This is a genomic window from Streptomyces sp. NPDC054932 (genome assembly GCF_053610205.1).
Genome location: NZ_JBSGXU010000046.1, coordinates 36,745 through 47,644 on the forward strand (window position 1 = coordinate 36,745; position 10,900 = coordinate 47,644).

The 10,900-nt window shown below is 73.8% G+C and carries 12 protein-coding genes; 6 read left to right on the forward strand and 6 right to left on the reverse strand.

The genetic code is table 11. The features are described 5' to 3' along the window. The first annotated feature begins 22 nt into the window (after positions 1–22). The 3 genes from ACWGE1_RS15575 to ACWGE1_RS15585 all read left to right on the forward strand — a co-directional run bounded on the left by ACWGE1_RS15575 (position 23) and on the right by ACWGE1_RS15585 (position 1,968). Positions 23–493: a hypothetical protein gene (locus tag ACWGE1_RS15575; protein WP_453421025.1), complete on the forward strand. Its 471-nt coding sequence runs from the start codon at positions 23–25 to the stop codon at positions 491–493. Between the two features lie 228 nt (positions 494–721). Beyond that, positions 722–1,051, forward strand: coding sequence for a deoxyxylulose-5-phosphate synthase (locus ACWGE1_RS15580; RefSeq protein ID WP_453421026.1), 330 nt, complete (start codon positions 722–724; stop codon positions 1,049–1,051). A 128-nt stretch (positions 1,052–1,179) separates the two neighbouring features. Beyond that, positions 1,180–1,968 carry a hypothetical protein gene (locus ACWGE1_RS15585; RefSeq protein WP_453421027.1) on the forward strand — a complete coding sequence of 263 codons (789 nt, stop codon included), beginning with the start codon at positions 1,180–1,182 and terminating at the stop codon, positions 1,966–1,968. 49 nt (positions 1,969–2,017) lie between these two features. Here ACWGE1_RS15585 and ACWGE1_RS15590 read toward each other — a convergent pair whose 3' ends face one another. Together ACWGE1_RS15590 and ACWGE1_RS15595 are read right to left on the reverse strand one after the other, a co-directional pair. Beyond that, complete coding sequence (locus ACWGE1_RS15590) at positions 2,018–2,536, reverse strand: DUF3291 domain-containing protein (protein ID WP_453421028.1); 519 nt, start codon at positions 2,534–2,536, stop codon at positions 2,018–2,020. A gap of 32 nt (positions 2,537–2,568) precedes the next feature. Continuing rightward, positions 2,569–3,297 carry a helix-turn-helix transcriptional regulator gene (locus ACWGE1_RS15595; protein WP_453421029.1) on the reverse strand — a complete coding sequence of 243 codons (729 nt, stop codon included), beginning with the start codon at positions 3,295–3,297 and terminating at the stop codon, positions 2,569–2,571. A gap of 228 nt (positions 3,298–3,525) precedes the next feature. On the opposite strand from ACWGE1_RS15595, the gene recA reads away from it, so the two are divergent. The 3 genes from recA (at position 3,526) to ACWGE1_RS15610 (ending at position 7,854) form a co-directional block, all read left to right on the forward strand. After that, the gene (recA, locus tag ACWGE1_RS15600; RefSeq protein ID WP_453421030.1) at positions 3,526–4,641 is read left to right on the forward strand and encodes a recombinase RecA; all 1,116 of its coding nucleotides are present in this window, start codon (positions 3,526–3,528) and stop codon (positions 4,639–4,641) included. Positions 4,642–4,644: 3 nt separating this feature from the next. Next, positions 4,645–5,211 carry a recombination regulator RecX gene (gene recX, locus ACWGE1_RS15605; protein WP_453421031.1) on the forward strand — a complete coding sequence of 189 codons (567 nt, stop codon included), beginning with the start codon at positions 4,645–4,647 and terminating at the stop codon, positions 5,209–5,211. Between the two features lie 90 nt (positions 5,212–5,301). Beyond that, positions 5,302–7,854, forward strand: a complete 2,553-nt coding sequence (locus tag ACWGE1_RS15610; RefSeq protein ID WP_453421032.1) for an FtsX-like permease family protein — start codon at positions 5,302–5,304, stop codon at positions 7,852–7,854. A gap of 119 nt (positions 7,855–7,973) precedes the next feature. Here ACWGE1_RS15610 and ACWGE1_RS15615 read toward each other — a convergent pair whose 3' ends face one another. From ACWGE1_RS15615 to ACWGE1_RS15630, 4 genes are all read right to left on the reverse strand, one after another. Continuing rightward, positions 7,974–8,363 carry a rhodanese-like domain-containing protein gene (locus ACWGE1_RS15615; RefSeq protein WP_453421033.1) on the reverse strand — a complete coding sequence of 130 codons (390 nt, stop codon included), beginning with the start codon at positions 8,361–8,363 and terminating at the stop codon, positions 7,974–7,976. Further along, positions 8,360–8,905 (reverse strand): cysteine dioxygenase, encoded by a 546-nt coding sequence (locus ACWGE1_RS15620; RefSeq protein ID WP_453421034.1) that lies wholly within the window; start codon positions 8,903–8,905, stop codon positions 8,360–8,362. The genes ACWGE1_RS15615 and ACWGE1_RS15620 overlap by 4 nt, the downstream gene beginning before the upstream one ends. 78 nt (positions 8,906–8,983) lie before the next feature. Continuing rightward, positions 8,984–9,070 (reverse strand): putative leader peptide, encoded by an 87-nt coding sequence (locus tag ACWGE1_RS15625; protein WP_311318651.1) that lies wholly within the window; start codon positions 9,068–9,070, stop codon positions 8,984–8,986. 32 nt (positions 9,071–9,102) lie between these two features. Beyond that, positions 9,103–10,701: an FAD-dependent monooxygenase gene (locus ACWGE1_RS15630; protein WP_453421035.1), complete on the reverse strand. Its 1,599-nt coding sequence runs from the start codon at positions 10,699–10,701 to the stop codon at positions 9,103–9,105. Between the last annotated feature and the right edge of the window lie 199 nt (positions 10,702–10,900).

Here is a 10,900-nt window from a genome sequence, read left to right on the forward strand (position 1 = left end):
ATCCAGGGGGGTTCCAGATTTCATGCGATTCCGTGTGCGCGTCCCCGTACAGACCCGCGTCACTGCTTCCGTTTCCGTCTCCGTCTGTCTCGCGGCCGTGCTGCTCGGCGGCTGTTCCCAGACCCCGGCCGAGAAGCTGGAGGACTGGTACGGCTCGGGGGGCGAGGCGCAGATCAGGAAGCTGAACGAGGACGCCGGGCGGGTCAACGAGGTGAGCATGCGCACGATCGACGTCCAAGGGCCCGCCTGCCAGGACCTGTTGGCCCGGACCGCCAAGGCCGAGAAGCTCGACCCGATCCCGCACGAAGCCGCCCAGCGGTACTGGAAGGAGGCCCTCGGCGGATTCCGGCGCGGCGCTGCCGAATGTGCCGACGGGGCCGCGCGGAAGGACGAGAGCCAGGTCAACCGAGGCATCAGGGTGGTCCAGACGGAAGGCCTCCCCAAACTGGTGAGCACCGTCTCCATGATCAAGGCGGGCCTCGCGCACAAGTGACCCGGCCCGGTGCCGGCGGCGCTGCACGGGGTCTGTGCAGCACAGGCCGCGGGGGTGGACCACGGCCGGCCGCCGCACACGACGAGATCGCCGGGCCGACCGGACCGCAGTTCCTGGAACTCGGCCCGCAGGACTGGCGCGTCCTGCTCGACGCCGCAGCCGTCCCGCGCGACCCGCGGCCCGTCAATCGCGTCGATCTCCGCGCGGGGCACTGCTTACCCTGCCCGTATGGCTCATGCGAAGACCTCCTACGTCTGTCTGCCCTGCCGGGCCTCGTACAAGCAGCCCTACGACCGGGACCGGGAGCGGATCTGCCCGCGGTGCGCGGCGCCCCTGATCCACGCGGGGTCGGCCTTCGCCGCGCCCAAACGGCGGGACGCCGCGGCGTGGCGGACGCTCTCCGTGCTGCTGAACGCGGGGGTGCGCTTCCACAAGAGCTGCTGCGGCGGGCCGGGTTACCGGCCGCGCACCCTGCACGAGGTGCGGGAGCGGATGGCGTACGCGCAGCGCACCGGCAGGCCGTTCGCGGAGGTCCTCGTCCTGCGCGAGCTGCCGTGACCGGCCGCGACGCCCGGGGGGACTGAACCTCGGCCGACACCGACCTGCCGGACAGGGCCGCTTCGCGACCGTCGACACCGACCGGCCGCTCACCTGCGACGTGTTCCGCCCGGTGGGATCATGACCGGATGCACGAGACATCCACCGCGCGGGTGACCGACCAATGGCCGCTCGCACCGTCCGGCGAGACCGACTGGCTGCGGGAACTGGCAGGCACGGACGGACTCACCGGATTCAGGCCACCGCCGCTGCCCGACGCGGCATGGGTGCTCCACGCCATGTACGAGCACGAACTCGGGCCGACCGGAATGTCGTTCGGCGCGTACGAACGGGCCGTGCGGATGGCCGACGGCACCGGACCCGAGATCATCGCGGGTCTCGACCCCGCGGAGGTGCTCTCGGACACCACGGGCGAGACCCCCGGACCCCGTTGGCGCCGCCTGCGGTGGGCGGAACTCGCCGGGCGGCTCGGCGATCCCGTCGTGCCCGAGGGGAAGCTGCCCTGCTTGACGTCCTTCCCCTCGATCTGGGCGGGCGGATGGCCCGCCGGCATTACCGGGCCGTCCGAGGGCAGTCTCGGCCGGGCGGACTGGGACCGGCTGGTCGAGATCCTGACCGAGCACAGTCCGGAGGGCGAGGACACCCGCTGCCTGGCCTACTACACCCCGCTGGTGCTGGGGGCCGAGGACTTCGACAACCTGTGCGTCCGGGTCGGCCGGCTGGGGGACGCCAAGGCCCTGTACGACCACCCCGAGGCCGAGGTCAGCCCGTCCAACCTCTGGCCCCACGACCGGTCCTGGGTCCTCTGCACGGACTACGACCTGTGGGCCACCAAGGTGGCGGGCCCCGCCCCGCTCGTCGAAGCGCTCCTCGGCGACGGGGAGATCGAGGCCGTCCGGCTGCCGGAAGCCCGTTGAACCGGTCCCCGGAAGCCCTCGCGGAACGGTGTGCCTCCTTCGCCTCCTCCTACACTGCCGCCGCGTCCCCGGACCGCACCGGTACGGCCTGCCCGGCCTCGGCGGCAGCCTCGGCGGCGGTGTAGGAGGAGGCGAAGGTGAAGGCGCGCGGGGACGGCCCGTGCGTCCGCAGGTCCGCCAGCCGCTCCAGGGCCTCGGCGACGGTCGGGAGGTGCCCGGCGGGGACCCACCAGAGCACCAGGTGCGCCTCGACGTGCCGCTCGAACCATTCGCGCCGCCGCCGCATCACCTCCAGGTGCCCGCTGCGGTAGGAGAACTCCCACAGGGCCTCCTGGGTCTCCCACACCGACAGGTTGACGACGACGTCCTCACCCGCGGGGCGCAGGCCGGTGGCATCGGCCTCCCCCTCCTCCACGAGCCGCCACACGAAGCCGGGCGCGCCGTCCGCGGCGGCGTTGACCGGATCGAGCATCTCGACGAACGGCGCCATGCGCGGGTCGTCGAAGGGGTGGCGGAGCGTCGCGACGTTGAGCTGGGCGAGGTGGGCGGCATGCGCGGATGCGGTCATGGCCTCATCCCAGCACAGGGCGCTTTTCTATGTCAATCATCATTGTTTTTAGAAACCTCCACCACCACGCAGCACTCGCCCGGCCGGGCGTCCATGCGGGCGCGGACGGGGCCGTCCGTGCCGAGCAGCCCCTCGAGGAGCGCGAGGTTCATGCCGCAGACGAGCGGCGGGAAGCGTTCGGCGACGGCATGGAAGGGGCAGTTGCGCATGCGGACGGCGGGAGTGGCCGCCCCGGCCGCCCCTTCGGCCCCTCCTTCGTCCCCTTCGGCGCCGTGGGTGCCCTCCGCGCTCCCGGCGCCCTCCAGGTGCGGCTCGTAGCCGCGGTCGGCCAGCATCTCCATGGCCTCTTCGAGGCCGCCGCAGGGCGCCGCCGAGCCGCGCAGGGCCTCGCCCCGGCGGCGCGCGGCCGCGCAGAGCGCGGCGTCCAGCCCGGCCTGTTCGGCGGCCTCGGCGAGCAGCTCGGCGGCGGTGCGGTAGTCGCGGGCGGGCAGCGACACCGACCGCTCGGCCCGTGCCCGCGTGTAGACCTTGGCGGGACGGCCGGCCCCCGGACCCGAGCGACCGGTCAGGCGGCGGCTGCCGCTCTCCAGCAGTCCGGCCTGGGTCAGCCTGTCCAGGTGGTGGGCGGCGAGGGTGCGTGTCACCCCGGCCGCCTCGGCGGCCTCGTTGCGGCCGACCTCGCGGCCCTGTGCCGCCACGTACTCGTACAGGCGGCGCCGCACCGGATCCTGCAACACCGCGATCGCATCGATATCCTTCACACGGTCATTCTAGGAACAACGCAGATTGGCGATAGAGCGGTCGCGGCCCACCGCCCCGGCCGGTGCGTCCCGATGTCCCCGGCCGGGCGCGGCGCGCTTGACAGGGAAATCGAACATCCATTCTGATGAGTTATCCACAGCCGAAACGCTCGTGGAGGCGCATTGTCAGTGGCAGGCATTAGCGTCAGTGGCGTGAAGCGATCGACTCAAGCAAACCGGGTGGAACCCATGGCAGGCACCGACCGCGAGAAGGCTCTCGACGCCGCTCTCGCACAGATTGAACGGCAATTCGGCAAGGGTGCGGTCATGCGCCTCGGCGACAAGCCGAACGACCCCATCGAGGTCATCCCCACCGGGTCGACCGCGCTGGACATCGCCCTCGGCGTCGGCGGGCTGCCCCGCGGCCGTGTGATCGAGGTGTACGGCCCGGAGTCCTCCGGTAAGACGACCCTGACCCTGCACGCCGTGGCCAACGCACAGAAGGCCGGCGGCACCGTCGCCTTCGTGGACGCCGAGCACGCGCTCGACCCCGAGTACGCGAAGGCCCTCGGCGTCGACACCGACAACCTCATCCTGTCGCAGCCGGACACCGGCGAGCAGGCACTGGAGATCGTGGACATGCTGGTCCGCTCCGGTGCCCTCGACCTGATCGTCATCGACTCCGTGGCGGCGCTCGTGCCGCGCGCGGAGATCGAGGGCGAGATGGGCGACTCGCACGTGGGTCTCCAGGCGCGACTGATGAGCCAGGCGCTCCGGAAGATCACCGGTGCGCTCAACCAGTCCAAGACCACCGCGATCTTCATCAACCAGCTCCGCGAGAAGATCGGTGTGATGTTCGGCTCGCCGGAGACCACCACCGGTGGTCGCGCGCTCAAGTTCTACGCCTCCGTGCGCCTCGACATCCGCCGCATCGAGACCCTCAAGGACGGCACGGACGCGGTCGGTAACCGCACCCGCGTCAAGGTCGTCAAGAACAAGGTCGCGCCCCCGTTCAAGCAGGCCGAGTTCGACATCCTCTACGGCCAGGGCATCAGCCGCGAGGGCGGCCTGATCGACATGGGCGTGGAGCACGGCTTCGTGCGCAAGGCCGGCGCCTGGTACACGTACGAGGGCGACCAGCTCGGCCAGGGCAAGGAGAACGCCCGCAACTTCCTGAAGGACAACCCCGACCTCGCCAACGAGATCGAGCGGAAGATCAAGGAGAAGCTGGGCGTGGGCGTCCGCAAGGACGCCACCGAGGCCGGTGCCGACACGGCCACCGCCGGCGATGCCGCGGCCACCGCCGTACCCGCCCCGGCATCGAAGGCCAAGACGACGGCCAAGGCCGCCGCGGCCAAGAGCTGACCCGTGCGGGAGCAGGAAGGGGGCGGCGAGCGCCGGGGCGGCCGTGAGGGCCGTACGGAGCTGCCGCCCCAGAGCCCCGAGGAGCAGGCGCGGGCGATCTGTCTGCGTCTGCTCACGGGGAGCCCGCGCACCCGGCGCCAGCTCGCGGACGCCCTGCACAAGCGGGGCATCCCCGAGGAGGTGTCGCAGCAGGTCCTCTCCCGGTACGAGGAGGTGGGCCTGATCGACGATGCCGCCTTCGCCGGAGCCTGGGTCGAGTCCCGGCACCGCGGCCGGGGCCTGGCCCGGCGGGCGCTGGCCCAGGAGCTGCGGACCAAGGGGGTGCACGCCACCCTCGTGGAGGAGGCCCTGGAGCTGCTGGACTCCGACCAGGAGGAGCAGACCGCCCGGGAGCTCGTGGAGCGCAAGCTCGGCTCCACCCGGGGCCTGGAGCGGGACAAGCGGATCCGGCGCCTCGCCGGGATGCTCGCCCGCAAGGGATACCCGGAAGGCATGGCCCTGCGGGTGGTGCGCCGCGCGCTGGAGGCGGAGGGCGAGGACGCCGACGACCTCGGGTACCCGGGGGAGTGAGCCGGTGGGCCCGGGGTGGGGGTAGCCCCCGGGACCGGACGCCGGGGTACGCCAGTGTCAGGCGCCGAGCACGTCGGCAGAGTTGGCCGCATGATGCTGCGTTACGCCCTCCAGACCGTCAGGGACCGCAAGGCCGGTTTCCTCGGCGCCTTCGTCGCACTGCTGTGCGCGGCCGCCCTCGTCACCGCCTGCGGGACGCTCCTGGAAACGGGACTCCGCGGAAAGATCGGCACCGAGCGCTACGCGGCCACGCCGGTCCTCGTCTCCGCCGACCAGAACGTCCACGAGACCACGGTCAAGGAGAAGAAGGGCGGACGGACCAAGACCAAGCACAAGGCCAAGCCCGTGGCCGAGCGGGCCTGGCTCCCCGCCGCCACCATGGACACGGTCCGTGCCGTGCCCGGCGTCGAGCGGGCCGTACCCGAGCTCACCTTCCAGGCCGTCCCGCTGGTCAGCGCCCCCGGCGAGCCCGGGCCCTCGTACGGGCACGCCTGGACCTCCGCCGCACTGACCCCCTTCACCCTCGCCGAGGGCCGCGCCCCGCAGAGAGCCGATGAGGTTGTCATCGACCGTGCGCTGGCCGCCCGCGCCGGACTGGAGCCCGGCTCCGAGCTCGCCGTCCAGTCCACCGGCGAACCCAGGACGTACCGGGTCAGCGGGGTCGCGAAGACGGCCCGGGGCGACCTCGCGCGGCAGAGCGCGCTCTTCTTCAGCGACGACGAGGCCCGACGGCTCGCCGCCCGCGACGACCGGATCAGCGCCATCGGAGTGCTGCCCGCGCCGGGCGTCGGAGCCGACGAACTCGCCGCCCGCGTCGAGCAGGCCCTGCGGGGCACCACGGCGCAGGTCGCCACCGGTGACGAGCGCGGACCCGTCGAGTTCCCGGCCGCCGCCGGCGCCCGCATCAAGCTGGTCTCCATGGGCGGAGCGATGGGCGGTACCTCGCTGCTCGTCGCGATCCTCGTGGTCGTCGGCACCTTCGCGCTCTCCGTCCAGCAGCGCTACCGCGAACTCGCCCTGCTGCGGGCCGTCGCCGCCACCCCGCGCCAACTGCGGCGCATGATCGGCCGGGAGGCGCTGCTCGTCGGCCTGACCGCCGGGGTGGCCGGAGCGCTCGCCGGACTGCCGCTCGCCGCCTGGTTGTACGGCCGGTTCGTCGACAGCGGGGTCGTCCCCGCCACCCTGGAGCGCACCGCCGGCATCTTCCCGATGGCCGCGGCCGTCGCCGCCAGCCTGCTCGGAGCCTGGGCCGCCGCGCGGATCACCGGGCGGCGGATCGCCCGGATCCGACCGGCCGAGGCGCTCGCCGAAGCCGCCGTCGAGCGGGGTCGGCCCGGCTGGATCCGCAGCGTGCTCGGGGTGCTGATGCTGGCGGGCGGTGCGGTGCTGGTCGTCGTACTGGGCTCGCTGCGCACCGAGCCGGCCTCGACACCGGTCACCTTCCTGGCCGTGGTGGTGCTGGCCGGAGCGGTCTCGCTGCTCGGCCCGCCGCTCGTGCGGGGCGCCACCGCGCTGCTCGCCGGTCCGCTGCGGCTGACCGGCCCGGGCGGCCACCTGGCCACTGCCAACCTGCGGGGGAACGCCGCGCGGATGGCCTCCGCCGTCACCCCGCTCGCGCTGCTGACCGGCATGACCTGCACCGTGCTCTTCATCACTCCGACGCTCGGGGACGCCGCCCGCGCCCAGGCCCGTGACGGGATCCGGGCCCAGTGGGTGCTGGCCGCCCAGGGCCCCGGTGTCACGCGGGAGGCCGCGGAGCGGATCCGGCGTACCCCGGGTGTCACTGCGGCCACCGAGATCGTGCACACCTCGGTACGGGTGGGGCTCACGAAGTACGCCGCCCAGGGCGTGACCCCGGCCGGACTGACCCGGACCTGGGATCCCGGGATCACCGGCGGCAGCCTGGACGGCTTCGGCGAGGGGACCGCGGCGGTGAGCGAACTCGCCGCCGAACAGCTGGGGCTGAAGCCGGGTAGCCCGCTGAAACTGACGCTGGGCGACGGCACCCCGGTCACGCTGACGGTCTCGGCCGTGTACGCGCGGGGGCTGGGCTTCGGGGATCTGACGCTGCCGCACGGGCTGGTGGCCGCACACGCCGACAATCCGCTGGCGAGCAGTGTGCTGGTGGCGGCGGAACCGGGGTCGGGTACCGGGCGGGAGCAACTGGCCGCGGCGGTACAGGCGTCGCCGGGCGTACGGGTGCTGTCGGCGGCGGAAGCCGACCGGGCGCGGGCCGAACGGCAGGATGCCGGGGCGGAGATCAACCTGCTGGCGATGGGCCTGGTCCTGGCCTTCACCGCGATCGCCGTGGTGAACACGCTCGCGATGTCGACCGCCGAACGGTTCCGGGAGTTCGCGATGCTGCGGCTGGCCGGGGCGAAGCGCCGGCAGGTACTGCGGATGCTGCGCGCGGAGGCCCTGGCGGTGGTCCTGATCGGGACGGCGCTGGGGTCGGGGATCGCGCTCGCGGTGCTGACCGCGTTCAGCGTGGGCATGACGGGCGTGGCGGCGCCCGCGGTGCTGCCGGTCGCGTACGCGGCGGTGGTGGGGGTGGCCGGGGTGCTCGCCCTGGCGGCCACTGCCCTCCCGGGCCGGGTGGCGTTGCGGATACCTCCGGTGGAAGTGGCCGTGGCCAAGGGCTAGTCCGGCCCCCGGAGCCCCGCCCGTGCGGCGCGGTTGCCGGGGGCGCTGCCCCGGACCCCCGCGCCCCAAACGCCGGCGGGGCTGAAAGAGCGCCGGCCGGGCTGAAGGCGCGGGGAAGGTCAGGCGGGCGTGACCGGGAGGCCGGCCGCCTTCCAGGCCTGGAAGCCGCCCGTCAGATCCGTGGCACGGTGGAGACCCAGGGCGTGGAGGGAGGCCGCGGCGAGGCTGGACGCGTAGCCCTCGTTGCAGATCACCACCACCTGGAGGTCGTGGCTCGTGGCCTCGGGGGCGCGGTGGCTGCCCCGGGGGTCCAGGCGCCACTCCAGTTCGTTGCGCTCGACCACCAGCGCGCCCGGGATCAGCCCGTCCCGTTCGCGCAGGGCCTGGTACCGGATGTCCACCAGGAGGGCCCCGCCGCGGGAAGCGGCGTACGCCACCTGCGCGTCGACGCGGGTGTAGCCCGCGCGGACCCGCTCCAGCAGCTCGTCGATGCCGACCGGGGCGCTCACTGCCAGTCCGCCGGACGCTCGACGTGCTCCAGGCTGAGCACCGGGCCGTTGCGGCTGTAGCGGCGGATCAGCGGGAGCGGCGGGTAGTAGGCGTGCACGGAGATCGCGTGCTCGTCCGGCGACTCGTTGAGGACCTCGTGCACGTGGTGTTCGCGGAAGGCCCGCCCCGTGCCCCCGGCCAGTGTGCGGCGGCGGTCCACGTCCGGGGTCAGCTCCAGGGACTTCCAGCCTTCCGAGGGCAGGCGCACGGTCAGCGAGTGCTCGGTGAGCCGGCCCCGGGCGGTGGCGAACGCGCCCCGCGACTCGGCGTGGTCGTGCCAGCCGGTGCCGGTGCCCGGCGGCCAGCCGATCAGCCACGCCTCGCTGCCGCCCGGCCCCTCCAGCCGGATCCAGGTGCGGCCCTCGGGATCGAGCGGCAGTGAGGCCACGATCGAGGGGTCGGCCGCGGTGCGGAGGGCGAAGTCGAGGAGCTCGGCGGCCGTGGGGCCCCCGGCCAGCACGGGCTCAGGGGCGTACGCGGGTGCGGGTGCGGGTGCAGACATGAAAGTGGACCGTTCCTGGGTTCGCGGAGGTGCGCGCAGGCCGGTGGACGGCACGGGGCACGCGGAGGAAAGGGCGAATCAGCAGGAAGGGCGACACACGCAGCCCGCGTAGCGGAGCAGGTCCATATGGACCCTCCGCCACAGGCGTACGTCGTTGCCGGTCATTCCGCGAGTGAACCACGGAGTCCCGGAGACGGTCAATCGATCACCACGTGCGGGGTCGTCGCCGGTGTCCCCGGTGTCGTCGCCGCGGGCGCCGGGACGCGGGACGCGGGCGCGCCCGCCCGGACCGCGTCCGCCGCCTCGTACAGCTCCGCCGGGCGGACCCCCGCGAAGGTCGCCGCCAGGTGTCCGTCCGGCCGCACGAGCAGCACGGTGTGCGCCGGGGCCCCCGGATAGCTGTCCGCGACCAGCAGGTCGGTGCGGACCGGAAGGGCGCTCACCGCCGCCGCGAGACGGGGCATCAGCCCCGCGCCGAGCCAGTGGCGCCGGTCCCAGACCCCCGTCCCCGGAGCGACCAGGACCACCAGCAGCCGGCCCTGGCCCAGCAGGTCCCGCAGGGGCACGGTCGCCCCGTCGGGTGCGGTCACCGGGACGTTCGCCACCGGACCGCCCGGCTCCGTGGCCGTCGGGACCTCCCGTACGGCGACCGGCGGGGCGTACGCGGGCTCCGCGCCCAGCGGCCCCCGCCCCAGGTGGCCGTCGGTGAGGAGGGACTCGGCGGAACGCGCGGCCCCGGGGAGGTAGGTGCGCAGGCCGGCCCCGGCCCGCAGCGACGGGATCGCCTGGTCGGCCGCGCGCAGCCGGGAGGCGACCGCGGTCCGCCGCTCCTCCTCGTAACGGTCGAGCAGGGCCTCGGAGGCCCCCTGGTGCCAGGCCAGGGAGAGCTTCCACGCCAGATTCTCGGCGTCCCGGAGCCCTTCCTCGACGCCCTGGGTGCCGAGCGCGCCCAGCAGGTGCGCGGCGTCCCCGGCGAGGAAGGCGCGGCCGTCGCGCCAGCGCCGGGCGAGGCGGTGGTGCAGGGTGTGGACCCCGGTGTCGATGAGGTCGTACGGGGGAGTCGTGCCGCCGCACCAGACCGCGAGGGTGTCGCGGATCATGGTCACCAGCGCGTCCGGGGTCACCAGCTCCCCGCGGGCCGGGAGCAGCCAGTCCAGCCGCCACACCCCGTCGGGCAGCGGCCGGGAGGTGACCTCCTGCGGCGGGCTGCGGTGCAGCAGGGCCTCGCCGGGCCAGGGCAGTTCGGTGCGCAGCGCGGCCACGGCGTGGCGCTCGACCGCGGTGCGGCCGGGGAAACGGATGCCGAGCAGTTTGCGCACGGTGGAGCGGGCGCCGTCGCAGCCGACGAGGTAACTCCCGCGCCACCACGTGGTCTCGGCGCCGCGGGTGTGCGCGGTGATGCCCCCGCCGTCCTGCTCCAGCGAGTCCACCCTGGTGTCGGTGACCAGCTGGACGAGCGGGTGGGCGGTGGCGGCCCCGCGCAGCCCGCGCGTCAGCGCGTGCTGCGGCACGTGCAGCGGGGCCGGGTGGTCCTCGAAGGTGATGCGCCGGTCGGCCTGGCGCCGGCGCATGGTGCGCCAGGCGGCGAAGTACGCCCCCTCGTCGCGCAGGGTCGTACAGCCCAGCCGGTGGGCCATGGCCGCCGTGTCGGCGTGCAGGACGACCGTGCGGGCCGGCCGGACCTCCTCCTTGCCGGGCCCTTCGTCGAGCACGACGGAGGGCACGCCCGCGCCCGCCAGGGCGAGCGCCAGGGACAGTCCGACGGGCCCCGCGCCGACGACGATCACCGGGTCCATGGCGCGGCTCCCGATGTCCGGTATGTGATCACAGAACGTATGCAACCCACTGGAGGTGCCCGCGTCAAGTGACACCCGAGGGCGCAACGCAGCGTGGTGGGGCGGCTGAGTTGCCCCGCACCCCCAAAATTCCGGCCAAAAAGATGACCGCAGTGACACCCCCCGGGCGGTGGAACAGGAGGCGCGCCGCATGGAACCG